The organism is Desulfoprunum sp., assembly GCF_053613775.1.
In genome coordinates, this window is sequence record NZ_JBSHXH010000004.1 from 68,947 (window position 1) to 93,722 (window position 24,776).

At 58.9% G+C, this 24,776-nt stretch carries 24 protein-coding genes and 1 pseudogene; 10 read left to right on the plus strand and 15 right to left on the minus strand.

Annotation, left to right across the window (positions count from 1 at the left end; genetic code table 11):
* Positions 1-256: 256 nt before the first annotated feature.
* The 5 genes and pseudogenes from ACWGKN_RS04360 to ACWGKN_RS04380 all read right to left on the minus strand — a co-directional run.
* Positions 257-613: a cytochrome c3 family protein gene (locus ACWGKN_RS04360; RefSeq protein ID WP_424252833.1), complete on the minus strand. Its 357-nt coding sequence runs from the start codon at positions 611-613 to the stop codon at positions 257-259.
* Between the two features lie 208 nt (positions 614-821).
* The gene (gene ccsB / locus ACWGKN_RS04365; RefSeq protein ID WP_035226239.1) at positions 822-1,676 is read right to left on the minus strand and encodes a c-type cytochrome biogenesis protein CcsB; all 855 of its coding nucleotides are present in this window, start codon (positions 1,674-1,676) and stop codon (positions 822-824) included.
* A gap of 96 nt (positions 1,677-1,772) precedes the next feature.
* Positions 1,773-3,101 (minus strand): cytochrome c biogenesis protein ResB, encoded by a 1,329-nt coding sequence (gene resB, locus ACWGKN_RS04370; protein WP_035226237.1) that lies wholly within the window; start codon positions 3,099-3,101, stop codon positions 1,773-1,775.
* Between the two features lie 355 nt (positions 3,102-3,456).
* On the minus strand, positions 3,457-3,858 hold the full coding sequence (locus ACWGKN_RS04375) for a hypothetical protein (protein WP_452095334.1): 402 nt from the start codon (positions 3,856-3,858) through the stop codon (positions 3,457-3,459).
* Between the two features lie 97 nt (positions 3,859-3,955).
* Positions 3,956-4,363, minus strand: a pseudogene (locus ACWGKN_RS04380) (radical SAM protein); the annotation flags it as partial.
* Between the two features lie 267 nt (positions 4,364-4,630).
* On the opposite strand from ACWGKN_RS04380, the gene rpmB reads away from it, so the two are divergent.
* Both rpmB and ACWGKN_RS04390 read left to right on the plus strand, forming a co-directional pair.
* Positions 4,631-4,825 carry a 50S ribosomal protein L28 gene (rpmB, locus tag ACWGKN_RS04385; protein WP_424252836.1) on the plus strand — a complete coding sequence of 65 codons (195 nt, stop codon included), beginning with the start codon at positions 4,631-4,633 and terminating at the stop codon, positions 4,823-4,825.
* 76 nt (positions 4,826-4,901) lie between these two features.
* Positions 4,902-5,156: a hypothetical protein gene (locus ACWGKN_RS04390; RefSeq protein WP_035226235.1), complete on the plus strand. Its 255-nt coding sequence runs from the start codon at positions 4,902-4,904 to the stop codon at positions 5,154-5,156.
* A gap of 188 nt (positions 5,157-5,344) precedes the next feature.
* Here the strand turns inward: ACWGKN_RS04390 and ACWGKN_RS04395 are convergent, their stop codons facing one another.
* The gene (locus ACWGKN_RS04395) at positions 5,345-6,790 is read right to left on the minus strand and encodes a DNA integrity scanning protein DisA nucleotide-binding domain protein (protein ID WP_035226233.1); all 1,446 of its coding nucleotides are present in this window, start codon (positions 6,788-6,790) and stop codon (positions 5,345-5,347) included.
* Between the two features lie 230 nt (positions 6,791-7,020).
* Entirely contained in the window at positions 7,021-7,578 is a 558-nt protein-coding gene (locus ACWGKN_RS04400; protein WP_452094758.1) for a glycine zipper 2TM domain-containing protein, read from the minus strand.
* A 157-nt stretch (positions 7,579-7,735) separates the two neighbouring features.
* Here ACWGKN_RS04400 and ACWGKN_RS04405 point away from each other — a divergent pair, with 157 nt between their 5' ends.
* The 3 genes from ACWGKN_RS04405 (at position 7,736) to ACWGKN_RS04415 (ending at position 9,447) form a co-directional block, all read left to right on the plus strand.
* Positions 7,736-7,876 carry a hypothetical protein gene (locus tag ACWGKN_RS04405; protein WP_452094759.1) on the plus strand — a complete coding sequence of 47 codons (141 nt, stop codon included), beginning with the start codon at positions 7,736-7,738 and terminating at the stop codon, positions 7,874-7,876.
* A 198-nt stretch (positions 7,877-8,074) separates the two neighbouring features.
* A complete protein-coding gene (locus tag ACWGKN_RS04410; protein WP_424252842.1) occupies positions 8,075-8,500 on the plus strand; it encodes a DUF523 domain-containing protein in 426 nt (141 codons plus the stop codon).
* Between the two features lie 44 nt (positions 8,501-8,544).
* On the plus strand, positions 8,545-9,447 hold the full coding sequence (locus ACWGKN_RS04415) for a DMT family transporter (RefSeq protein WP_452094760.1): 903 nt from the start codon (positions 8,545-8,547) through the stop codon (positions 9,445-9,447).
* Between the two features lie 39 nt (positions 9,448-9,486).
* Here the strand turns inward: ACWGKN_RS04415 and ACWGKN_RS04420 are convergent, their stop codons facing one another.
* The gene (locus tag ACWGKN_RS04420) at positions 9,487-10,404 is read right to left on the minus strand and encodes a LysR family transcriptional regulator ArgP (protein WP_035226229.1); all 918 of its coding nucleotides are present in this window, start codon (positions 10,402-10,404) and stop codon (positions 9,487-9,489) included.
* A 93-nt stretch (positions 10,405-10,497) separates the two neighbouring features.
* Here ACWGKN_RS04420 and ACWGKN_RS04425 point away from each other — a divergent pair, with 93 nt between their 5' ends.
* A complete protein-coding gene (locus tag ACWGKN_RS04425) occupies positions 10,498-11,115 on the plus strand; it encodes a LysE/ArgO family amino acid transporter (protein WP_035226318.1) in 618 nt (205 codons plus the stop codon).
* 50 nt (positions 11,116-11,165) lie between these two features.
* Here the strand turns inward: ACWGKN_RS04425 and ACWGKN_RS04430 are convergent, their stop codons facing one another.
* The 3 genes from ACWGKN_RS04430 to ACWGKN_RS04440 all read right to left on the minus strand — a co-directional run bounded on the left by ACWGKN_RS04430 (position 11,166) and on the right by ACWGKN_RS04440 (position 14,729).
* Positions 11,166-11,645 carry a hypothetical protein gene (locus ACWGKN_RS04430; RefSeq protein WP_452094761.1) on the minus strand — a complete coding sequence of 160 codons (480 nt, stop codon included), beginning with the start codon at positions 11,643-11,645 and terminating at the stop codon, positions 11,166-11,168.
* Positions 11,642-12,586, minus strand: coding sequence for a helix-turn-helix transcriptional regulator (locus ACWGKN_RS04435; RefSeq protein WP_035226225.1), 945 nt, complete (start codon positions 12,584-12,586; stop codon positions 11,642-11,644). The genes ACWGKN_RS04430 and ACWGKN_RS04435 overlap by 4 nt, the downstream gene beginning before the upstream one ends.
* A gap of 142 nt (positions 12,587-12,728) precedes the next feature.
* A complete protein-coding gene (locus ACWGKN_RS04440) occupies positions 12,729-14,729 on the minus strand; it encodes a ribonuclease catalytic domain-containing protein (RefSeq protein ID WP_035226222.1) in 2,001 nt (666 codons plus the stop codon).
* A gap of 204 nt (positions 14,730-14,933) precedes the next feature.
* On the opposite strand from ACWGKN_RS04440, the gene era reads away from it, so the two are divergent.
* Complete coding sequence (gene era / locus ACWGKN_RS04445; protein WP_035226219.1) at positions 14,934-15,845, plus strand: GTPase Era; 912 nt, start codon at positions 14,934-14,936, stop codon at positions 15,843-15,845.
* Between the two features lie 54 nt (positions 15,846-15,899).
* Here era and ACWGKN_RS04450 read toward each other — a convergent pair whose 3' ends face one another.
* Genes ACWGKN_RS04450 through ftsE form a run of 4 tightly spaced genes read right to left on the minus strand, consistent with a single transcriptional unit; the run spans position 15,900 to position 20,111 of the window.
* Entirely contained in the window at positions 15,900-17,216 is a 1,317-nt protein-coding gene (locus ACWGKN_RS04450) for a S41 family peptidase (RefSeq protein ID WP_452094762.1), read from the minus strand.
* A gap of 53 nt (positions 17,217-17,269) precedes the next feature.
* Positions 17,270-18,556 carry a murein hydrolase activator EnvC family protein gene (locus ACWGKN_RS04455; RefSeq protein ID WP_452094763.1) on the minus strand — a complete coding sequence of 429 codons (1,287 nt, stop codon included), beginning with the start codon at positions 18,554-18,556 and terminating at the stop codon, positions 17,270-17,272.
* Entirely contained in the window at positions 18,553-19,440 is an 888-nt protein-coding gene (locus tag ACWGKN_RS04460) for a cell division protein FtsX (protein ID WP_035226209.1), read from the minus strand. Before ACWGKN_RS04460 ends, ACWGKN_RS04455 begins: the two co-directional genes overlap by 4 nt.
* The gene (gene ftsE, locus ACWGKN_RS04465) at positions 19,437-20,111 is read right to left on the minus strand and encodes a cell division ATP-binding protein FtsE (RefSeq protein ID WP_035226206.1); all 675 of its coding nucleotides are present in this window, start codon (positions 20,109-20,111) and stop codon (positions 19,437-19,439) included. The genes ACWGKN_RS04460 and ftsE overlap by 4 nt, the downstream gene beginning before the upstream one ends.
* 365 nt (positions 20,112-20,476) lie before the next feature.
* On the opposite strand from ftsE, the gene ileS reads away from it, so the two are divergent.
* Genes ileS through fabD form a run of 3 tightly spaced genes read left to right on the plus strand, consistent with a single transcriptional unit; the run spans position 20,477 to position 24,719 of the window.
* A complete protein-coding gene (gene ileS / locus ACWGKN_RS04470; protein WP_452094764.1) occupies positions 20,477-23,299 on the plus strand; it encodes an isoleucine--tRNA ligase in 2,823 nt (940 codons plus the stop codon).
* The gene (gene lspA, locus ACWGKN_RS04475; RefSeq protein WP_424252849.1) at positions 23,296-23,778 is read left to right on the plus strand and encodes a signal peptidase II; all 483 of its coding nucleotides are present in this window, start codon (positions 23,296-23,298) and stop codon (positions 23,776-23,778) included. Before ileS ends, lspA begins: the two co-directional genes overlap by 4 nt.
* On the plus strand, positions 23,775-24,719 hold the full coding sequence (gene fabD / locus ACWGKN_RS04480; protein ID WP_035226201.1) for an ACP S-malonyltransferase: 945 nt from the start codon (positions 23,775-23,777) through the stop codon (positions 24,717-24,719). Before lspA ends, fabD begins: the two co-directional genes overlap by 4 nt.
* Positions 24,720-24,776: the final 57 nt, after the last annotated feature.

Consider the following 24,776-nt stretch of genomic DNA (forward strand, 5'->3'; position numbering starts at 1 on the left):
CCTCCCTTGTCATTTCGAGCGATAGCGAGAAATCTTGTTGTTCCTGACAGAAGATCTCTCCCTACGGTCGAGATGACAGGGCTGGAAAAGGTCGAGATGACAGGGCTGGAAAAGGTCGAGATGACAGCATTGGAAAAGGCCGAAATGACAGGGGAGGCAGACATTCATACTGCAAGAGGATCAGAGGCAACAAAAAAGGCTTCCCGGGGAACACCCCGGGAAGCCTTTTCGCGTTTTGATGGCCGTTACGTTTGGATTACTTTTTGTGGCAGGTGGCACACTTGTCGATGTTTTTCGCCTTCAAGGCCGGGTCCTTCTTGACCATTTCCTTGTGGCACTCGACGCAGTTGCCGTGACCGGCGCCTTTGAGAGTATCGAGCTTCAGAGCGCCTTTGGTCTTGCCGGCAAGTTTTTCCGGGTTGTGGCAGGTCTCGCATTTCTCGATCTTCATCCCCTCGGTATAGGGAACCTGCTTGCCATCCTGCATGCCATGATGGCATTCGGCGCATTTGAGGGTTTCCTGATGCTTCTTGTGGGGGAAGGTAGCCGGTTTCGGTTTGGCGCTGCCGGTGGCCGTCAAGGTGATGGTTTCCGGTCCGGTGTCCGCGGCCAAACTGGTAAATGCAAGACCGCACAAGAGAAATGCCAGAGCTGTTCCGCACGTCAATGCCTTTCTGATCATAAGCTTCACCCTTTCAGTTGATATGGAAAAAATTCCGGCAACACCATATTGCCACTCGCCTATTTGTACTTTTTTTCCCGTTGGTTGTCAAATGCCCAGTGCGGTTATACGGCCACTGGACCTCGAGCGCAGGCGGATCTCAACCCGATCCGTAACTGTGCAGACCGGAAAGCCAAAAATTGACTCCATAGTAGGTGAATATGACCGAGACGAGGCCGAGAATCGCCAGCCAGGCCAGCGGTTTTCCCGTCCACCCTCCGGTATAGCGGGAGTGCAGGGTAATGGCGTAGATGAACCAGGTGATGAGTGACCATGTCTCCTTCGGGTCCCAGCTCCAGTAGGTCCCCCAGGCCGAATTGGCCCACACGGCCCCGGTGATGATCCCGGCGGTAAGCCAGATGAAGCCGAAGAGCATCGATTTGTAGATAAGATCCTCGACGAGGTCGGGTGCAGGGATGGCGGCAAGAAACTGACCCCCGTCTTTTTTCTCCGCCCCGCCCTTCGAGACCTTGAGGAGAAACATCGCTCCGAGGCCGGCAGCCACGGTGAAGGCGGCGTAACCGACGAAACAGGTGATGACGTGGGCGATCAGCCAGTTCGATTGCAGTGCCGGGATCAGCGGCGAGATCTCTTTCGAGATACCGGTTGAAAACGAGGCATAGGCCATCGCCAGAAAGGCGAAGGGAAGAGCGAACAGGCCGAGAATCCGGGTCTTGAATTTCCACTCCATCAGCAGGTAGATCAGGGCAATGGACCAGGAGAAAAAGACGACGGATTCGTACATGTTGGTCAGCGGTGCATGGCCGATGTCCATGGCGTACGATTCGTACCACCGCAGACCGATGCCGGCGGTCTGGATGGCCAGGGCGAGGACGGTGACGGCAATGGCGAAGGGATAGACACGGTATGCCTTGAAGACAAAGATATAGACGAAACACAGTGTCGCGAACAGATAGGTGAACGTTGTGATGCCGAGAAGGAGTGAGCTTGTCATGAGTTTCTCCGTGTGATCCGCGGACGCCAGCGACGTGAGATCAATTCCGGCAAGCCGGTAAAGGTGTTATGGGTGAGTTGTCTGCATGGGTCGATGTCATTGCTGCATACCTCGCAACCGATCGGCCAGTTTGGCAAAGGATCGGGCAAAACCGGTCTGGTTTTTGTTGCTGCCGCCGGCGAGCACGATGCCGGTCCCGGCATCGCCCTTTCCGGGGCGGAGGAGGAGCCAGAGGCGCTGGTGTGAAACGAAGAACGAAACATAGAGCCCGATCAGCATCAGGCTGCAACCGAGATAGACCAGCCAGACCCCCGGGTCCTTCGCCACCTGCAGCCCGGTTGCAAACATCTGCTTGGCCGAAACGGCGACGGTCTTGTCGCCTGAGGGAATGGATGCGTCCTTGCCGTTGTCCACCCAGAACGTCGACGCCGGCAGATCTCCGTGTTTCATCCAGATCTTGATCCGTGTGACGCTGTCACCCGTTCCCTCGGCATTGACGATGCCGAAGCGGATGTTTTTCTCGGGCCATTCCATTTCCTGCTGGTAGGGGATGGTGAAAATCTTGCCGGTCTTGTCGGGCTGAATGACGATCGAGACGATGAAATTCTGGTAGGCCTGGTAACTTGATTGATAAAAAGTGATCCCTTTGTAAGTCAGCGGTTTGTTGACCTCGATCATCTTTTTCAATATATCCTTGCCGTTCTCCCGGACGGTCAGAACCGAGGCGTATTCCTTCGGCATCCCGTTCGGATAATAGTCGATCGAAAACGAGTTGCAGAGGACCTCGAATCCGAGATCGATCGGCTCGGAGGAGTCGGAAGCGAATATCCTCGTCGTGCTCTCCCCCTCCGGCAGCATCACGGTACCTTTGAAACCGAGGAAGCTGCCGATGATCGCCCCGATGAAAATGATCAGTATCGAGAGGTGGACGACGTACACGCCCAGTCGCGACCATGCGCCCTTGCCGGCAAAGAGAAGGGTGCCGGTCTCGATTTCACGGGATGCCGACTTCCATCCTGCCTTTGCCAGCGCGGTGCTCAATTGGGCGGCACTCTCGCCGAGCGGCGAAGAGAGCGACCACTCCTGACGCAGGGTCATGCCCTGGAGCCGGTCAGAGTGTATCGCCAGCTGGTCCGAGGTCATGAGGCGCCAGGTGGTGGGAAAGCGATCGATGCTGCAGATGATCAGGTTGGCGCACAGCAGCCCGAGAAGGATGAGGAACCACCACGAACCGTACATGTCGGGGATGTCGAGCACCTGAAAAAACTGGGCCGTTGCCGGTCCGTATTTATCGACATACCAGGAATCCGGTTTGTTCTGAGGGATGACGGTTCCGATGATCGAGGTCAACGCCAGGGAACAGAGGGTGAAAATGGCCAGCCTGACAGAGGAGAAAAATTCCCAGGCCTGATTGGTGTGTTTCATGGATGCGTGCTGTTTGTAGGAATAATTCTTACGGATGAGAGCAACCTGCTACCATGCATGACGGCAGAATGCAATCGAAAAAGGAAGGAATGTTGACTGCTTCGCTCATTGATTCGCTTGATGGAGCTGAACATTCTACTTCCGAACACCAGTATAATCACGTTTCCTCATTCCGCTGAAAAAAGTGGAGGCCATACAATACCAATGTGATCGCGCAACCGACAGTCTCCATCTCCACAATCGCCGAAAGCCCCTTGGTACAATGAACAGCCGCTGCCATTCCGGGATGCGGCCTCGGGAGCACGCGGGGTAGGGCAGAGGACGGCGTCGTATCGTGGCACCCCCTGCACCATCTTTACATGCTGGAGGAAATTTCCTGATAATGTCGTTCCCGGACGGCGGCCGGCTGAGACAGAAATGCATCGATGGTTTCGAGCATTGACGGTCTGTCCTGCGGCAGCGTCCCCCTGATGCTGATGTAATTGTTGGCATGATCGCAGGTGAGAAACGGTCCTTCGACAGTGAGATGCCGGAGCAGAAGCTGCAATTCCAGAACCGTGCCTTCCGCCGTCTGCGGAGTGAAGTTGCCGGATTCAATTTCGGGAAGCAGCGGGCTGCCCGGACTGTTGGCCGATCCCGGATAGATCCACAGCCGGCGGATGCGGATGAAGGCCGGGGCGATATCGTTGAGCAGATCGGCGGTGGCGAGGGCATGTTGCCGCCACAGGGTCGCTCCGCCCAGACCGAAGAGGACCATACACCGAGAGTTCGATCCGCCCTTCTCTCGGCCAGCCCGCCGCCTCCCTGATCATCCTGGCGCTCTGCCCTTTGCGCTGGTAGCGGAGGATCTCGTCGCTGCCGGATTCGAGGCCGAGATGGATACGGTTCAAACCAGCCGCTGCGAGCTGCAGGACCCCATCTCTCCCTATTTTTTTGAGGGTCGATGCCCGTGCATAGGCGGTGAGACGCCGGAGCGGGAACATCTGATGGAGGTGCCTGGAAAGTTCGGCTATTGTCGCTACCCCTGCCTGCAGCGGGTCGGCATCGCCGAGGAAGAGCGTTTCGGTCTCGGGGCGGTGGTGGTGCAGAAAGGTGACATCGGCAAGGACCTCCCGGAGTGGGCGAATTGAGAAAGCGGGTTCGCCAAGGTGCGGATAGATGCCGCAGAACCGGCAGCGATTCCAGCCGCAACCCCGGGTGACGCGGATCAGGCCGCTGCGCCATTCGCTCGGGGAGCGGATGAGTGGTTGTTCGAAAGCCACGTATGGTTGTATCAAAGGTATTGAAAATGACGGCGGAAACCGTCAGAGACGGCGTAGCCGGTGAAGAAAAACCGCCCGGGGACAACGAACAGCCCCGGCCCTTGGTTATCCTGACATCATGGAATCATCGAAATATATTGCTATTCTCTGAAAAAGAAAGTAAAAGAACTGATTTTGAAATGGTTGTTCCGAGATACTTTTAAAAATCGTCTCTCTGTCACGTATATGGTTTGCGGCAAGGCGGGATGAGATAGAAGGAGAGTGAAAATGGCTAAGGTATGTCAGATTTGTGGAAAAGGGCCGGAAACCGGAAACAATGTCTCACACGCACATAACAAGACCAGGCGCCGTTGGCTGCCGAACCTGAAACGGGTCCGGGCGGTGACGGTAAATGGCGGCACCCAGAGGGTCAGGATCTGTACCCGGTGTCTTCGATCGGGAGCCATAATCAAACCGGCATGATCGAAATTTCATATGCAACAGCAATGAAGGCGAGTGGGAGATTCCAACTCGCCTTTTTCTTTGGAGAAAGGTTCAAATGAGCGAAGAGCAGATCAAATTTCTCAATTTTGATGAGGCGATGAAGATCGTTGCCGCCATCCAGGAAGAGGAAGACCTCGGTAATCCCGATAAACGGGTCCTCACCGTCTATAACCACGATGACCGCGAAATATGCTGGTTTGATTACGACGAACTGATCCAGGCCGTCGGACCCGTACCGAAAGATCAGTTGAAGGAATCCGTGCAGAACTACATCCTCAACCATATCCCTGAATGGGCCTTGGATATCTGATTTTTTCCCTCCTCTGCAACCAACGGTCGGGGTGTGGGGTGGCTGTCACTGCCTCTCCCCCTGGCGTCCGGTCTAGCCTCACACGCATTACTGTTCATCAACATCCGGGCTTCTCCCGGCACGGCAGAATTTTTGAATCCTCCCTTAACCGACACACCACCTCGGCAGGTGAGAACCTTCCTCCGGCCTCAACGGGAAGCCAGCCACTGCTCGAGTGGTTCGGGGAAGATGGCGCAATGGGAAGACGGATCAAGGTCATTCCGCAGGCGTATCTCCTTTCCATGCTGGATCACCGAAACCGGGCGATCGGCGGAGACGACGACGATGATGGTGCGGGGGTGCTCCGTCGAGAACCTCAGGGCCGAATTGTAACGCGCTCCCCGCGCCCGGTCTTCTCCGGGGATGCTGTGGCCGTCGAGGAGGCAGGCGAAGGCGTGGAGCTGCAGATCCGCCCTGAGATGGAGGGCGCCGTCGACCTTCGACAGGGCGCAGGCCAGATCCAACTGGTTCGGCAGCCGCAGATCGATCGGGGGAATCATGTCCTGCCCCGAAATCACCGATTTTTCATCAGCGAGATCGATGACGAGGGCGCAGCCGAACATCTTGTTCTGGGCGCTGTGCACGATCGAGACGATGGCCTGGAAGAGCGAATTCCGGGTACTGGTATCGAGATCGTAATCGAGCAAGGCCTCTTCGACCTCGAACAGCTTGGCCCGGTGGGTGTTGGAGGAGTAGCTGCCGTCGCTGAAACTGCAGATCTTTTCGCGGTTGAGGGAGAGAAACCCGATCTTTCCCTGGAATTCGGCGGTGAGGTGAAACTCCGGCAGAATGCCCTCGGAGATACCGATGATGCTGACGCCATCAGAAATCAGTTTCCGGTCCGAATATTCGACCGCCTGCAGCAGCTTCCTGACATGCTTGAAGTGGTTGACCCTGGGGCGTTCGTCGACCCTGAAACGGGCGAGAAATTCAATGCCGCCGAGAAAGCGCGGTTCGATGAACAGGATTTTGCCGTGCGGTCTGACGCTTTCCTCATGGGTTTTCGATACCCCGAGCACCGAGTCGAGGATATGGTAGATATCGATTCTGGTATCGAGTCCCAGATTGAGGTTGATCATGTCGACGATATAATCGTGCACGGCATGCGTGGCGTACTCCCGGAGAAAGTTGCCGGAGATGCCGGTATAGAGGATCCGTTCGTCGGCGACGTCGTGAGAGAAGCGCAGGACGGCATGTTCGAGCCACCGTTCGGTGGGCCCGATCGAACACATGTCCGGGTGATGTTCGGTGAACCACATCTGGTAGAATACCGAACCGGATTTGCCGCCGCAGGAGATGCGTCCGTCGAGATGCAGGCTCGGCACCGGATCGATGAGGTTGAAGGAATTGCGATTGAAGATGAAATTGCCCTGGCAACGCCAGTCGCTGCTGTTGAGATAGATCTCCTTGAGCTTCGGTTCGTAGCCGTTCAGCAGGTTCTGGGGGTCGAGGATGAGGAGCTCGCGGTCGGGGGCAAGACAGTAGATGACGGCCACCCTGCTCTCGCCGGAAAAACGGGTCAGGCCTTCCCGGGTGCCGGAGAGGGTATCGGTGATGCACCTGCGTATGAAGGTTTTTTCCTGGAGTGTTTTCATCCCGGTCAGCGGCTTGACAAGCGGTCGGTTGTTCTTGCTGGGGATAATAACACATATGCAACACTTTGATATACGAAAATAACGTTGATATCGGGGAGGATTCTCGGCCTGTCCGCTGCAGTCATCCCGCCGATCGCCAGGGAGAAGGGACCCTGCCGGCCGGTGCTGCCGTGCCGGCAGGATCCCTCGCGGAATTCAAACGGAGGAGTCACTCGAAGACGAATCGATTCTTACCATCTGGCATGGTGATCACGCCGGCCGTAGCGGTAACCGTCATCCCTCCAGCCCCCACGGTCCCTCCAGCCTCCTCGGTCCCTGCAGACGGTGGTCGTTTCCTCCCGATACCGGCCATGGCGCTCACTCACGACGACCGTCTCCCGACAGACTTCCACCGGCCGGTAATGATGACGTCGCGGCGGCGGAGGCGGGGCGACAACCATATGCACCCGCGGCGGCGGTTCATAGACGACGTGGACCGGCGGCGGGGGAGGAGCGTAGACGACTGGACGCGGCGGCGGCGGTGGGCTGTAGACGACGGGCTGCGGGGGAGGATAATGGCCGCCGTAGCCCTTGTCCATTTCGTTGCCGGCAATATAGCCGAGCATGCCGCCGACGGCCGTCCCGATGAGCGTTCCCTCGGTATCGCGACCGATCGCCTGGCCGACGAGGGCACCGCCCCCTGCCCCCAGCACCAGGCCATCGATCCCGTTGCTCCCGGCCATCGCTGTTCCTGTTACCACCGATCCTGCCAGAGCTGCTGCCACGACCGCCATCTTCAGTCTTTTCATTGTATGATCCTCCTTGGTTGAGATGTTCAATTGAGATACTGCCTTTGCCTCCCTTATAGATTTGGGCGAAAAAGAAAAATAGAGGACATCAGGGTGAATCGGGGTGGAGATGGCCATATATCAAGGCCATGTCGGGTCGATGTCTGGTCCATGAAAGATGGAAAAACAACAGGATATGGATGCGTGGCAATCGGGAAGGGAGCTGTGGATAATGATCGGAAAAGAATGGATGGCGACCGTTTCGCAACAACAAGATGCAGTTTTTGTCGCAGGGATCCATCAATTTTTGTTGCCTTGATCGACCTGTGGTTCTAGGGTGTACCGCCTTGCGGCCCATTCTGAACCTGTACGGTGTCATCGCGAGTGGTCGGCGCAGTGATTTTTCAAGATACAAGGACAATTATGGCGGTGATCGTTGTCAGTGCATGTCTCCTCGGGCATCCGGTGCGGTACGACGGTTCCGCCCTCAAGCCGGATAGTTCATGGCTTGGGGGGGGTGGCCGGGAAGCACACCCTGTGTCCATTTTGCCCGGAAGCGGAGGCTGGCCTCCCTACTCCCAGAATCTGTGCTGAAATCATCGGCGGTGATGGACACGACGTTCTGCATGGGAAGGCGGAGGTGGTGGATGCGGAAGGAAACTTGCTCACCGCTGTTTTTTTGTTGGCGGCGGGTAAAGTCCTTGACTTCTGCCGTTACCATAGAGCTGACGTGGCGATATTGGCTGAGAAAAGCCCCTCATCCGGCAGCACCAGTATCTATGACGGTACCTTTTGCGGCAGGCGGAAGAAGGGGGTTGGCGTGACGGCGGCGTTGCTGATCGAATCCGGGATCGCAGTGTTCAGCCGGCATCAGCTTGCCGATATCGCATCCATTTCCCCCGTGGTACTGACGGGTCCGAACAATACCCGTCCTGGCCGATGACCAACTGCAGGCGGCCCTGAAGCGGCTGCATTTCCCACCCAATCATGAATTCTGGACGCCTCTTCGGACTGGCAGACTCCCCGTATCTCCTTCTGATCCTGGCCGTTTTCTTCTGGGCCGGCAATTTCATCGTCGGTCGGGCGGTACGGGCCGATGTCCCGCCGATCGCCCTGGCCTTCTGGCGCTGGTTTATCGCCTCGATCCTGGTGACGATCCTGGCCTGGCGCCACCTCCCGGCTGATCTGACGCAGCTGCGCCGCGGCTGGCTCGCCGTCCTGCTGCTGGCGATCGCCGGGATCGCCTCGTTCAACACCCTGCTCTACATCGGTCTCCAGTACACCATCGCGGTCAATGCCCTGCTGATGCAGTCGTTGATGCCGGTGTTGATCGTCGGCCTGTCCTTTCTCTCTTTCCGGGAACGGATCAGTGTCGTCCAGGCCGGCGGGGTGGCCGTGTCGCTGGCCGGCGCCGTGGTGATCATCGGTCAGGGCAGTCTCGATACGCTGCTGTTGCTGTCGATCAATCGCGGCGACATCCTGGTGTTGATCGCCGTGGTCGGCTATGCCGGGTATTCGATCGGCCTGCGGAAGCGGCCGGCTGTTCACCCGCTCAGTTTCGTCACCGGCACCTTCATCGTCGGCGATCTGCTGCTGCTGCCGTTCCATGTCTGGGAGTCGCAGGCCGGCCACCGCCTCCACATCGACGCCGCGACGGTCATGGCGGTAGGCTACGTTGCAATTTTCCCGTCCATTGTTTCGTATCTCTGTTTCAATCGGGGGGTGGAGTTGGTCGGGGCGAACCGGGCCGGGATGTTCATCCACCTCCTGCCGGTCTTCGGCAGCGTCATGGCGATCGTCTTTCTCGGGGAGGCCCTGCAGTGGTACCACGCCGGCGGGATCGTCCTGATCGCCTCGGGGATCTTCATGGCGACTCGCCGCGGGCGTTGAGCCGCCCGGGCACGGCGTCGCCGCGATGACCGGTTGGGGCTATCTGCCGGATGAACGCCGGCCGGCGGGAGCGGCCAGTATGTCGTTCGCTCCGGCGAGAAGCTGTCGGGTAAACAAGTCGAGGATCTCCGAGCGCAGGTTCCAGCAGTGCCAGAAGAGGGCCACTCTGACACGTTGCCCCGGCGCCAGATCCACCAGGTCTCCCTTTTCCAGCAGGGTCGCGGCCTGCTGGTGCGGCAGCACGCCGTAACAGAGACCGCTTTTGACGAAATCGCTAAACGATGCGGTCGAGGGGATGAAAAAGGTCGGGCTGGAAGCCGGGATGACCTTGAAAATCCGACCAAAGATGAGGTCGTTGAGGCCGTCCTTGCGGTTGAAGCGGATGGCCGGGGCCCGTTCGGCGGCGGCTGCGGTCAAGCCGTGCGGGAACCAGCTGCGTTGGAAGGCAGGGGTACAGCAGAGCAGGTATTCCATGACCCCGACGCTGCTGACCCGGCAGCCCTGCAGCGGGCTACTGCGGGTGGTGATGCAGCCGAGGACCTTCCCTTGCTGGAGCAGCCGATCGGTCTGGTCCTGGTCGTCGACCTGGAGTTCGAGGACCACCCGCCGATCTGCCAGGAACGGTTGTATCGCCTGCAGGAACCACACCGCCAGACTATCGGCATTGATACCGATGGCCAGGGTGATGAACCCGTCCCGGTTTCCTTGCGCCGATCGTGCCAGCAGATCCTCTTCCAGGTGCCGCACCTGAACAAAGTGATTGAGCAGCGAAACCCCGGCCTCGGTCGGTCGCGGAGGATTGGTGCGCTGCAGCAGGATTTGCCCGTGGAGTTCCTCGAGCTGTTTGATCCGCTGGGACACCGCCGACTGGGTGATGCAGAGACGGCGGGCAGCCTTCTCAAACCCCTTTTCTTCCAATACGACGGCAAAGGCCTCGACCAGTCTGTAATCCAGCATATATAAGGACAGCTTATCGAATATTAAAAAGATGAATTGTACTTTTACTGTCTGATGTACGATATTCTCCCTCGATTCAACAAGGGAGATGCCATGATTGCTTCATATATTCAGGGAATGGCTGTCGGGGCGGGGTTGATCATCGCCATCGGCGCCCAGAATGCCTTCGTCCTGTCGCAGGGGATTCGCCGGCAGCATCACTGGCTGGTGGCCGCCATCTGTTTTTCCTGTGACGCCGTCCTGATCGCCGCCGGTGTGGCCGGGATCGGCGGGGCGGTTGCCGCCAACCCCTCGCTGCAGACGGTGGCGGCCTGGGGCGGGGCGCTGTTTCTTTTCGCCTACGGCGCCAGGGCCCTGCATCGGGCAATGGCCAACAGTACTTCCCTGCAGGCCGACCGCAGGAGGCCGTGCTCGGCCAAGGAGGTGGCCATGACCACCCTCGGGGTCACCCTGCTCAACCCGCATGTCTACCTCGACACCGTAATCCTGCTCGGTGCCGTGTCCGGCCAGTTCCCTCCCGGGGAACGATCGACCTTCGCCTTTGGTGCCTGTACCGCTTCCCTGCTGTGGTTTCTTTCGCTCAGCCTGGGTGGGGTGATGCTGGCGCCGGTCTTCGCCCGGCCCGGATCCTGGAGGGGACTCGATCTCTTCGTCGGGGTGACGATGTGGGTGGTCGCCGCCCGTCTGTTGCCGATCTCGGTGTGGAACTGAGTCCATTGGACACCGGTGGACGGCATGGTTGGGACGGACCGGCGGTGGGGTCAGGGAAGGACCGTACTCTCGGTGAAGAGGCCGCTGCCCGGATAACGATACCGCAACGTGGCCTGGATACCGGCAGACAGTATCGGCTGGTTGAATTCGATGGTGATGGTATATGCCCCCGGCCGCAGGTTTTTGAAAATCCATTTCATGGTCCCATCGTTACGGTTGTATCTCTGCGGCATCGGGGCGGCGCTGATGATCTCCAGCCCCGACGGGAAGTACTGCTCCACGATCAGGCTGACCGGGGGCGGATAGAGGACGCGAAATTCGAGACTTATGGTTGTGCCGTACGACGAGAGGTATCGGCCGGAGACCGGTTCGACCGCCATGGCCGGGGATGGAATGACGCAGGACAGCAGAATGAAAAAAAATAGAATCATTACAAGAAGATACGGTCCTGTCAGGGCGCCAGGCCGCATTCCGTCCATCGATTGCAACGATGTTCCGAAGGCCTGTGCCTGCCGAGATACCTGGTTCATGGCAGTATCTCATAGGTTGATTTTTTCTCGTTCCAGCGGTAGCCGGCACTCTGCCAGATCTTCTCGATCCTGGTGATATCGATCCCCAGCTTGTCGGCCCCATTGTACTCGTCATGCACGGTCAGCATTTCCTTGTCGCTGAGAACGCCGTCGGCGTTGGCGTCAGCCCAGTGATGGGCGCCGGTCTTGATGGTATCGTTGCCGGTTACGGGGTGGGCTTTTTCCGAATCCTGACTGACGGCGATATCGCCGGAGAAATGGAAGACCTCTCCCGGTTCGCCCGTAAGGGTGGCGGTGTAGATGAAACGGGTCGGCCCCTCTATCTTCTCCAGCCATTTCAATTCCCGGTCCTTTTCCGTCGCTGCCGAGAGAACGGGCGAGGTCTTTTTCAGTACCGCCTTTTCGGGCAGGATTTCCCGCAGGATGAGGGTGACCGGCCGGTCCGGGGTGCCGGCTACCTCGATGATGACCGGGAAGGGCTGGCCGGGCATGCAGTGCTTGGGGAGAATCCGCCGTGCGGTAATGACCGATTCCGTCGAGCGGGAAAAATAGAACCAGCCGGCGACGGATGCTGCGATGAGAACGAGGAGCAGGCCGACGGCGATGAACAGCATCTTTCTGGTTGGCCGGAGAAAAGCGGATTCCCTCGATTCCCTGGGTTCCTGGGCCGGCTCCTCGGCTGCCGGTTCCGGTTCATCATTCTCCTGATGCTCCAGAAGTTCATCCAGGGAAACGCCGAGGGCCTCGGCCAGTTTCAGGCAGTTTTCCTTTTTTACCGAAGGATATCGCTTATTTTCCCAACGCGAGATCGTATCGGTCGTCACCTGCACGGCCGTTGCGACATAGAGCTGGGTCAGACCCTTCTGCTCCCGCAGACGTCTGACCTTGCTCCCGTCGATTCTCACCATCATGATGCCGCCGGGCAACATTTCTTCTGTCATAGCATTGTCATGGATATCAGAGATGAATTTTCTCCCCCCGCAGCGAATATACCAAGTTCAGGTGCGGCATCAAAGCGATTAATCACAGCAGGATGGATGCTGCCACATCGGGAATGAAGATGTGTCGATCAACGGCGGGAATTCACCAGTCGAACCGGACCATGTTGTCAAGGGCATCGGCCTTGAGCAGTCTGATCTTGACCATGGATCCGGGGATCGGCTTGTGGCTGGAGGGGCAGGGCAGATCCACATCCATCAGGATGTCGGTCAGGAGGAGGAAGGTCCGTTTTGGTCCGGATTCGATCACCAGGGCGTCGAACTGCTGGCCCTTGCGGTCTTCCAGATACTTCAACAGCCAGTAGCGGTGCCGCAACTGGCGGACATTGTTGGCGGTGGTCACCGTGCGGTTGATGACCGAGGTGAAATCCTTGCACATATCGGCGGAAAAACAGGGTTGGCGGCGGCGGACAATGGAATTGAGCTGGTGCTGCATCACGAGGTCCAGCAGGCGGCGGATCGGCGAGGTCACGGTGGTGTAGTGATTGACGCCGAGTCCGCTGTGCATGCCGGCCGCGGTCAGCAGCTCGCCGCGCGGGATCTGTTTGCGCTGCCGGGTGTTCTGGAACAGGTCGTCGTCTTCACCGTGAACGATGCGGTTCTTCAGCGGTCCCTGGGTCCGGAACAGGCCCGGCACCATCCGGTCGGAGATATAGCGGGCCGCCTCGGTGTTGGCCAGGATCATCAGCTCGGAGATCAGTGTCCGTGACGGAGTGTCCGACCTGACGAGATTGACGTGGACCTTACCGTTGCTGTCGATGAAGATGTTGACATCGGGAAAGGGGAGCAGCAGGGCGCCGTTGTCCAGACGCCTCCGCCGCAACTGTTTCCGCAGCTGATCGAGGATCCGCAGGTCCGGATCACGGTCGATGATCCGGTCGGCCTCTTCATAGGTGAGACGGCGGGCCACCCGGATGACCGACGGCATGATCCGCACCCGCAGTACCTCGACCGTCGGTGTCAGCAGGATCATGAAACTGAAGGCGGCCCTGATCTCGTTCTGGATCAGGCTGCAGACCCCCTGCGACAGATGTCGGGGCAGCATCGGGATCTGCCCTTCCGGGAAATAGATCGAGGTGCCGCGCCGCATCGCCTCCTTGAACAGGGCGTCTCCCGGACGGACGTAGTGGGCGACGTCGGAGATATGGATGCCGACCAGATAATTGCCGTCCTCTTCCTGAATGGTCAGGGCGTCGTCGAAATCAAGGGTCGTGGCGCCATCGATGGTCAGCGGCGTCAGGTGGGTGAGATCGACCCTGCCGGGATCGTCGAACAGCTCCCGGGGATTGCTCTGCAGGATCGACTCCGCCTGCTGGCGGGCGGCGAGCGAGAAGCTGACCGGGATGTCGTGACGCAGCAGCGGCAGGTTTTCGTTCCTGCCCCAGATCCCGGCATTGACGAGGAGATGGAACGGGTCGTGGGGGCCGGCGAGCTGGGCCTCCTTGAGGATGCGTCGGGCCAGTTCGGCCTGATCCGCCTCGTTGCAGAACAGATAATACTCGCGGATGATGCCGAGGCATTCCTCGAGCCAGGGATCGAGTTGGTTCCCGGCTGCCGGGCGGAGCATGAGCTCGGCGATGGCCTTGGCCCCGTTCCGGATCAGTTCCGCTTCCTGGCGTTCCTTCTCCAACTGCTGGCGGATCTGCTGCACCTGTTCCGAGGTGTGTGTCCTGATCACGCCTTCGCGGTACTTGAAATAGATCCGGTCGGCTAAGATGCAGCGGAGAAAGGCCGCCACCTTGTCGTCGGTGGCCGTTTCGCCGAGGGAGAGTTCAGCGAGGAAGGCCGGATCGAACGAGGCGCCCTCCTCCTCGGAGACCAGCTCCCAGAGCTCTTCCAGGTTGATTTCCCGCATCAGTGAATTGCGTCGTTCGTGGGCCTCCTTGAGTTCACCCACCAGCAACTCACGATCGGCGACAGCGTTGTAGCTGTGCTCGGAGCAATGAATGATCCGGGAGACGGGAAGGTTGACTTCCCGCCCGTTCTGATTGATGAGGTGCACCCGTTTCGACTGGTTCTCGATGACCATGCCGCAGATGAATCTGCCTCCATCAAGATATTCGACGAGTCTGCCCGAGTACGTCATAAAGTCGATTGATCAGTCCTGTTTGGTCATGAATGTCCGGCTGTGCCGCACACCACGGAAAAAGAGTGTGCAGTGACGGCAGGAAGGGTATACTTTCGCGGCTTTGCCATTGGCAGAGGAAGTTAAAAACCGATTCAGTATAGTGTGAAAATAGGTTTTAGCTACACTATAATAAAATTTTATCGATACTCAAAATTGTCTCCCATGGACTCTACAGCACAGATCAGATCCGGAATGGTCGCCATCGTCGGTCCGCCCAATGCCGGAAAATCGACCCTTCTGAACACCCTCCTCGGCCAGAAGATCTCGATCGTCACCCCTAAACCCCAGACGACCCGCAACCGCATCCTGGGGGTGGTCAGCCACAGCGACTACCAGATCGTCCTGCTCGATACGCCGGGGCTGCATACCGCCCGGGAACCCCTGAACCGGGAGATGGTGCGGATCGCGATGAACAGCCTGACCGAGGTCGACGCGGTCCTCTTTCTGGTCGACGTCTCCCTGCCGGTTCCGGAAAGGACGAGATCCGAGCGGGAGAAGGAGTTTGCGGCCTGGTTGGAGAAGATTGTCTCGCCGGCGATCATGGTGCTCAACAAGATCGATCTCGTCGACCGGAAGGAGCTTCTGCCGCTCATCGAGGGCTATGCCGCGCTCTACCCGTTCAAGGCCATCGTCCCCGTCTCGGCGATGAACGGGGATGGCTGCGGGGAGCTGGTGACGGAGATCCTGAACCTGTTGCCTTTCGGCCCCCGGTATTTTCCCGAGGACATGCCGACGGACGCCAGCGAGCGGTTTCTGGCCGCCGAGATCATTCGCGAAAAGGTCTTTCTGAAGACCGGGCAGGAAATCCCCTATGCGACCGCCGTGCTGATCGAATCCTACAAGGAGGATGACGCCAAGGGGCTGGTGACCATCCATGCCGCCATCGTGGTCGAGAAGGACTCGCAGAAAGGGATCATCATCGGCAAAGGCGGGAAAAAGCTGCAGAGCATCGGCACAGCCGCCCGCAGGGAGATCGAGGAGATGGTCGGCTGCAGGGTCCTGCTCAAGCTCTGGGTCAAGGTTCGGAAGAACTGGTCGCAGGATGAGCGCTTCCTCAAGGAACTGGGCTTCTGAAGCGGCGGCTCATCCCCTGCAGGAGGTGGATGCGCTGAATGCGGTGCAGGCGGCTTATCGGCTGGCCTGCAGTTTGCGGTAGGATGAGAACAGATCGAGGCTTTTCAGGATATTGAGCGCCGTGTTGAGCTGGGGATCGTTCTTGAGTCTTTCCTTGGTCTCGGGGTCGATCGCCATGGCAGGCGGTGGAAGCTCCTTCTGATCCTTTATGTGATTTTTGAGGTCGGTTTCCCTGAGGGTTTGTTCGCCGTCGGGACTGTCCTCCTTGGCGGATTCCTGGGCCGAGATCTCCACGTCCGGGTTGATTCCGAGAGCCTGGATCGAGCGGTTGGCGGGGGTGTAATATCTGGCTGTGGTCATTCGCAGTCCGGCACCGTCCGGCAGCGGGATGATGGTCTGAACCGACCCCTTGCCGAAACTCCTGGTGCCGACGATGACCCCGCGTTTATGGTCCTGAATGGCCCCGGCGACGATTTCCGAGGCGCTCGCCGACCCTTCGTTGATCAGGACGACGATCGGCATGCCGGCATCGTCAGCGGTGCTGTGCGCCTGGAACACCATGTTCTGGTCCTCCGTTCTTCCCTTCGTCGACACGATCGTGCCCTTCCGCAGGAAGATGTCGCTGACGCTGACAGCCTGATTCAACAGGCCTCCCGGGTTGTTGCGGAGATCGAGGATCAGGCCCCGGATGTTCTGTTTTTTCTGGAGGCTGAGCAGTTCCTTCTTGAAATCCCTGGTGGTGTGACTCTGGAAGTTGGTGACACGGAAATAGGCGAAACCGGGGGTGAGGAAAGAGGCCTTGACGGAATGGATCGGGATGACATCCCTGACCAGGGTCATCGGCCGCAGCTGATTTTCCCCCTCACGCTGGATGGTGATATTGACCTTGGACCCCCTGGTGCCGCGCAACCGTTTGATCGCCTCGTCCGATGACATGTCCTTGGTCTTCTGCCCATCGATCTCGACGATCAGGTCGTTGGCCTTGATGCCGGCCTCATCGGCCGGTGTGCCCTCGATCGGGCTGACGACAGTGAGAATTCCGTCCTTGATCGTGATCTCGATGCCGATCCCGCTGAACGAGCCGCCGGTTTCTTCCTGCAGGTCCTTCAGTTCTTCCGGCTTGAGGTAGGAACTGTGGGGATCGAGGGTGAGGAGCAGGCCCTGGATGGCGCCGTCGACCGCCTTCTGGGTATCGATTTCCTCGACGTAATTTTCCTGCAGGATGCTCAGGACATTGGAGAATATTTCCAGCTGCTTGTAGGTCTTTTCCCGCTGTTCCTGAGAAATGTCGGCAGAGGCGGTTGCGGCGAAGACAGGGAGCAGGGAGCAAAGGACAAAGATTGTCCATCCCGAACGGGTAGGTGATGCCATGTACATCCTTAACGCACCTTTCGTGCGACGAGTGTCAGCAGGAATCGAAACTGTCAGCCAGGGTTCTGTCCTGGGGTTTGCAGCTTTCGGGTATCGAGCCAGTGCATTGGATCCAGTGAATCGGACCGATGACGGATCTCAAAGTACAACCCCTTGTCGATCAGGGTAGCCGTTTCACCGAGTTCACCGACGACGGTTCCGGTGTTGACTTCATCTCCCTTGGCGACCAGGATTTTTTCAACCCTTGAGGTGATAGAATAATACTGAAATCCATGATGCACAATAACTGTATTGCCGTAGCCGCGCAAATATCCGGCGTAGATCACCGTGCCGGGGAAAATGGCCTTGACCGGCGTGCCGTTCGGGGCCTCGATGGCAATGCCCTCGGATTGTTTCTCGATGCCGAGTGCATTGGTGGTCGCCTGGTTGAAATCGGTGATGACCGTCCCCGGGACAGGTGGGGGCAGGGCGCCTTTTCGGCGCAGGAAACCCTGTTCGTTGGCCTCTTCTTTCTTTTTCAGGGCGAGCAGCGAAGCGGTGAGATCAGTTGCAGCCCGCTCCATTTCCTTGATAGCCTGCCGGTGCAGCTTCGACCGGGTGCGGATATGCTGCAGCAGTACTTCCTTCTCTTCCTTTGTCGCGTCGATATTTTCTTTCTCGGTTACCGACTGGGCGATGAAGTTGGAAAGGACATTTTTTTCCAGGACCAGGCTGCGGGTAACTCGTTCGAGATCGGCGATGCTCTTCCGATAGGTGGCAACGACGTTCTGGTCGTATTCGATGAGCGATTGGAACGAATCGTGAAACCGCAGCAGCTCGGGCAGGGTCTGGGCCGAGAAGATGACGTTGAGCAGCCCGATATTTCCCATCTTGTAGTAGGCGTTGATCCGCTTGAGCAGATGGCGCTGGACCTTGTCCTTCTCCGCCCTGACCTCGGTCAACTCCCGCTCTTTTTCGGTGATCAGGACCTGTTGCGAGCTCAGCCTGCCTAAAAGGGTCTTCAGCCTGGCGACCTGGTCGGACAGGCGGCGGTCGAGTGTCTCGAGTTCCTGGAGCAGGCTTTTTTCCTTGTTGGTCGCCTCGAGGTACTGTTCCTGCTGGGTCGCGATGCCCTCCTGGAGGCGCTGGATATTGATACGGAAGGTCTTGATCTTCTCCTTCGGCTCCCGATCCGCTTCCCGAGCGACCGCCCCGGCGATTGCCGGGAGGAGGAAGCAGCCGCAGAGGAGAAGGAGGGTGGCCCGGTGCCCCATCGGCCGGAGAGCAACGATGGAGGCGCCGGGGCTGGTGCAATACCGCAGCAGATGACCGGCTTTGTGGAAGATTATCCTGGCCTTCATATCCTCAGGTATTTCTGGATCGAGGTGAAACTGCCGACGGTGCAGAGCAGGATGGACACGAAGACGATTGCCAGGAATGCCGATGCAGGCAGGAATGTGAAATCAAAAAGATTGAAGAGCCCCGGCCCCGAGAAGCGGACCTTGATCCAGTCGAAGAGGAGGTAGAGCGACAGCAGCCCGAGCGCCGAACCAAAGAGCCCCTGCAGCAACCCTTCGAGCAGAAACGGAGTGCGGATATAGTTATTGGTGGCCCCGACGAGTTTCAGCAATTCCATCTCCGCCTGCCGGCCCATGATCGTCAGTCTGATCGTGTAGGCCACCATGAACACGGTGGTGAGGATCAGCAGGTTGCCGGAGAGAAAAACGACGATGGACAGGAGTTTGGTGAAGGAATAAAATCGTTCGATCCAATCCTTGCCGTACTGCACCTTGATGGTGCCGGGCAACTTGGCCAGGTAGTCGGAAAACAGTTTGATCTGGTTGAGTCCGCGCAGGGTCTTGAGCGGGACGACCTCGATGGAGGCCGGCAGAAAGTCGTTGGGCATGTCTTCGAGCACGTCCCGGTTCCGCGACATCTGCTTGGTGAAACGGTCATAGGCCTCGGTCTTGGAGATGAAATGGATCGCCTCGACATCATCGAAATTGGTGATCTTGCGTCGCAGCTGTTCCTTCATTTCCGGTCCCGGTTCTTCCTCCAGATAGACGATGAGACGAAGATCGTCGCCCAGTTTGTCACCGATGGTCAGCAAATTGGTATAGACAAGATAGAAGAACGCGAAGATCAGCACCGACAGCGTCACGGTCAGCAGGGTCATCAGCTGTGACGGCCAGGTTTGACGGAGATTTCTGCCGACCTGCCGGAGAACGGTGAGCCAGAAATTCATACGGTCATCCCCCCGTGCATGGCGTGCATCCTTCCCTTGCTCAATTCCATGACCCGGTGCGGCGTGTTCCGGTAGATCGAGTCGTCGTGGGTGGCGATGACTACCGTCGCCCCGGAATTGTTACATTTGTTGAGCAGTTTCATGACCCGTTCGGTGGTGATGGCATCGAGGTTGCCGGTAGGTTCGTCGACCAGGATGAGGGTCGGAGAATTGGCCACCGCCCTGGCGAGGGTGACCCGTTGCTGTTCCCCGCGTGACAGTTCGCCGGTAATGGTGTCGTGCTTGTCGGAAAGATTGAGCTGCTCAAGCAGATCGACGACCCGCTTGCGAATGATGCTTGGCTTTTTATAGGACACTTCCATCGAAATGGCGATGTTTTCGGCCGCCGTCCGGTCTTCCAGGAGCTTGAAATCCTGATAGGCGACGCCGATCTTCTGGCGCAGGCGGGCCAGCGTCGTCCCCTTCATCGTGTGGATTGGTTTTCCCGCGACCTCGATCAGACCGTTGGTCGGCGTTTCCATACTGCAGATGAGTTTGAGCAGGGTTGTCTTGCCGGCGCCGCTCATTCCGATAACGAAAAACATCTCCCCGCGGGCGATGGTCACCGAAACATCCGAAAGAGCCGTGACATCGGGGGGGTAGATCTTCGAGACCTTGATCATCTCGATCATTGTATCCGTTTCGGGAAACCGTAGTATCATAAATTTCTGTGCCTGTTGAACGTGCCGGAGGACGGCCGTCTGACCGCGATTTCCGGTACACTTTAATAAGATCTGGAATTTATGTCAATTTTAAAGGATTTCTCTTCACCGCTTTTGACAGTGGCCGATATTTTCGACAAAAAAAATTTCTTTGTCACGGTCTGACCGTGATTTCCCGATTTTGCCTTGCATCTTGATGTTCAATTGGTAAACTTGTCAGTTTCATAAATGGCGGGTTGGCCTTCGACACATGCGAGGGCCGGCGGCATGCCAGCCGCAACGATGCTATTCCAACCGACGGCCGCCGCCGTCGCGTTACGATAAAGGAGAACGACATGGACTACCGGGCGACGCTCAATCTGCCCCAGACCTCATTCAATATGAAGGCCAACCTGACCCAGCGCGAGCCGGTCTTCCTCAAGCGTTGGGACAAGGAAGATCTTTACGGCCAGATCCAGGGGAAGGCGGCCGGCAAACCGCTCTACATCCTCCACGACGGGCCGCCGTATGCCAACGGCCATATCCACCTGGGCACCGCCTTCAACAAGATCCTCAAGGACATTATCCTCAAGTCCAGGCGGATGGCGGGATTCGATGCCCCCTATATTCCGGGGTGGGACTGCCACGGCCTGCCGATCGAGCACAACGTCGATCTCGAGCTCGGTGACAAGAAAAACTCCATTCCGAAGTTGTCGAAGCGCGGCGCCTGCCGCAAGTATGCGGAAAAGTGGATCAAGACCCAGAAGGCGGAGTTCAAGCGCCTGGGGGTCCTGGGCGACTGGGACAGGCCGTATCTGACGATGGATCATGCCTACGAGGCGACCATCGCCCGGGAATTCAATCGCTTTCTGCTCTCGGGATCGGTGATCAGGAACAAGAAGCCGGTCTACTGGTGCGCCACCTGCACGACCGCCCTGGCCGAGGCCGAGGTTGAATATCACGATCACCGTTCACCGTCGATCTACGTCAAATTTCCGGTGACCGAGGATTTCTCCGACGTCTGCCCGGCACTGGCCGGATCCGACGTGTCGATCGTCATCTGGACCACGACCCCGTGGACCCTGCCGGCCAACCTGGCCGTGGCGTTTCACCCCGATTTCACCTATGCCGCGGTGGCGGTGGAGGGGGAGACCTGGATCCTGGCCCAGGATCGGGTGGTGCCCTTCATGACCGAGGTCGGCATCGAAAAATACACTGTCACCGGCACCTTTTCCGCCCGAGACCTGGAAAATCGGCACTGCCGCCACCCCTTCCTCGATCGCGATTCGCTGCTGGTCCTGGCCGACTACGTCACCATCGATGCCGGTACCGGCTGCGTCCATACCGCCCCCGGCCATGGCGTCGACGACTACCAGACCGGGCTTCGCTACGGGCTCGACATCTTCTCGCCGGTCGACAACGAAGGCGTGTTCACCAGCGAGGCCGGCCCCTATGCCGGGCAGCGGATCCCGGCCGTCAACAAGACCATCAACCAGGATCTGCACAACCTCGGCCTGCTCATTCACCAGAGCGACATCAACCACAGCTATCCCCACTGCTGGCGCTGCAAGAAACCGGTGATATACCGGGCCACGCCGCAGTGGTTCATCTCGATGGAGATCAACGATCTGCGGGCCAGATCCCTCGACTGCATCAAGCAGGTGACCTGGACCCCGTCCTGGGGGATGCAGCGGATCTACTCGATGATCGAGGGGCGGCCCGACTGGTGTCTTTCCCGCCAGCGCAGCTGGGGGGTGCCGATCACCATCATCAGCTGCGCCGACTGCGGCGAGATCGTCAAGAGCGAGGCCCTGGTGCACAAGATCGACCAGCTCTTCGCCAAAGAAGGGGCCGACGCCTGGTTCCGGCACGGCATCGAGGATTTCCTCGAACCGGGCACGACCTGCGGCAAGTGCGGCTCGATGTCGTTTGCCAAGGAGGAGGATATCCTCGACGTCTGGTTCGATTCCGGGGTCAGCCATGCCGCGGTCTGCGAGGAGCGGGAGGAACTGCGGTCGCCGGCCGATCTCTACCTCGAGGGCAGCGACCAGCATCGGGGCTGGTTCCACAGCGCTCTGCTGACCTCGGTCGGCACCCGCGGCCGGGCCCCGTATCACGGTGTCCTGACCCATGGCTACGTGGTCGACGGCCAGGGCCGGAAGATGTCCAAGTCGGTCGGCAACGTCGTCGCTCCAGGCGAGGTCATCGAAAAATTCGGCGCCGAGATCCTCCGCCTCTGGGTCGCCAGCGAGGATTACCGCGACGACGTCAAGGTCTCGGATGAGATCCTGCGCCAGGTCGCCGACGCCTATCGCAAGATCCGCAACACGATCCGCTACATGCTCGGCAATCTCACCGATTTCGATCCCGATCGGCACCGCCTGGCCCGCCGGCAGCTGCCCGAGCTCGATCGCTGGGCCCTGGCGCGCTACGACGAACTCGCCGCCCGGATCGTCAAGGCCTTTGAGCGCTTCGAGTTCCACGCCGTCTATCAGGGGTTGAACTATTTCTGCGGCACGACGATGAGCGCCTTCTACCTCGACATCATCAAGGACCGGCTGTATGCCTCCGGCAGCGATTCGCTGCCGCGCCGCGCCGCCCAGACCGCCCTGTACGAGATCCTTCACGGCATGCTCAGACTGATGTCGCCGATTCTCAGCTTTACCGCGGCCGAGGCCTGGGAGTCCCTGCACGGTCTCACCGACCGCTCGTCGCTCACCGCCGGCATATTCTTCGCCGAGTTCCCGGTGGTCAACCCCGAGCCTGTCGACCAGGGGATGGAGCAGCGCTGGCTGCAATTGATCAGGCTGCGTGCCGAGATCACCAAGGCCCTCGAGATCGCCCGCCGGGACAAGATCATCGGTCATCCGCTCGAGGCCGAGGTGCAGTTGCAGGTCGCGGGCGAGATGGCCGAATTCATCACCCAGGAATGGCGGACGATCAGGGAGATTGCGATCGTTTCGGCCCTGTGCCTCAAGGACGACCTGGGGGATGACGTCTTCCGCAGCGAAGAGATCGAGGGGCTGGCGATCAAGGTGGTGCAGGCCCCCGGCCAAAAGTGCGAGCGCTGCTGGACCAGGTCGACCACGGTCGGTGACGATCTCCACCATCCGCTCATATGCGACCGCTGTGCGGCGGTGGTCGGATCGTTGGATACCAACCGGGAAGGGCAGGCGTGATCTATTCCCTTGTCGTGCTGCTGGCGGTGGTCCTCGACCAGGTGACCAAGCTGTGGATCCTGCGCTCCTTCGAGCTCTATGAGTCGCGGGAGATCATCCCCGGCCTGTTCAACCTGGTCTATGTCACCAATCCCGGGGCGGCCTTCAGTTTTCTGGCCGATGTCGATTCACCGTGGCGGCACTCGTTTTTCCTCGGCATCGGCCTGCTCGCCAGCATCGGCCTGACCCTCTATTACTACAAGTTGCGGGCCGCGCACCGGGCCTATGCGGTCGCCCTCGGCCTTATCGTCGGCGGCGCCCTCGGCAACCTGATCGATCGCCTGCGCTTCGGCTCGGTCGTCGACTTCCTTGACTTCCATCTGGCCGGCCACCACTGGCCGGCCTTCAATGTTGCCGATTCGGCCATCTGTGTCGGGGCGGTACTCTTTCTCATCACCAGTTTCATCGAAGAAAAGAAGACTACGAGGACGAATACATGAATATAGCGGTACTTTTTCCCGGCCAGGGCTCCCAGTTCATCGGCATGGGCCGGGAATTCATCGACAGTGACCGGAGCTGCGCCGAGATCATGACGGCGGCGGAGGCGGTCTGCGATTTCCCGTTGCGGCGGCTCATGATGGAAGGGCCGATGGAGGAACTGATGCGGGCGGTCTATCTGCAGCCGGCCATCACCGTCACCAACCTTATCTGCTGGCGGGCATTGCAGAACGCCCTGGGCGATCGCCTGCAGGTACGGTGCTTCGCCGGCCACAGCCTCGGCGAATACTCGGCGCTCTGCGCCTCCGGGGCGACAGGCCTGGAAGATACCCTGCGGATGGTGGCCAAGCGCGGTGAGCTGATGGAGCGGGAGGGGGTGAAGCATCCCGGCGGGATGCGGGCGGTCATCGGCCTCGACATCAGCGAGATCGAAACCCTGGTCAATGGATACAACGGCAGCGGGGTAGTAACCGCCGCCAATCACAATACCCCGCAGCAGGTGGTCATCTCCGGGACGATGGAGGCCATGGACGCCGTCGGCGCGGAGGCCGAGGCCAGGGGGGCGAAGGTGGTCGCCCTCAACGTCAGCGTTGCCAATCACAGCCCGCTGGTGGCCGATGCCGTGCCCGATTTTGCCGGGTTCATAAAAGAAATCACCTTCAATCCCCCGCAGATCCCTGTCTATTTCAACGTCTCCGCCAGGAAAGAAACGGATTTGGCTGTCATCCGCAGCATGATGGCGCAACAGATTGCGGCGAAGGTCAGGTGGTACGAGATTATCAGCGCGATGATCGCCGATGGTGTCGACACCTTTGTCGAGGTCGGTCCCAAGACGGTTCTCAAGGGGATGATGCGCAAGATCGTCCCGGCCGGGGTCAAGGTCACTGCCCTGCAGTTCGACTCCCCCGAAGCGCTGGCCGACTGTCTCGCCAGATTGGGCTGAACAGCTTGCGGCCGGCGGCAGGAATTCCGCGAACAACCTTGACTATGGCGATCTCTG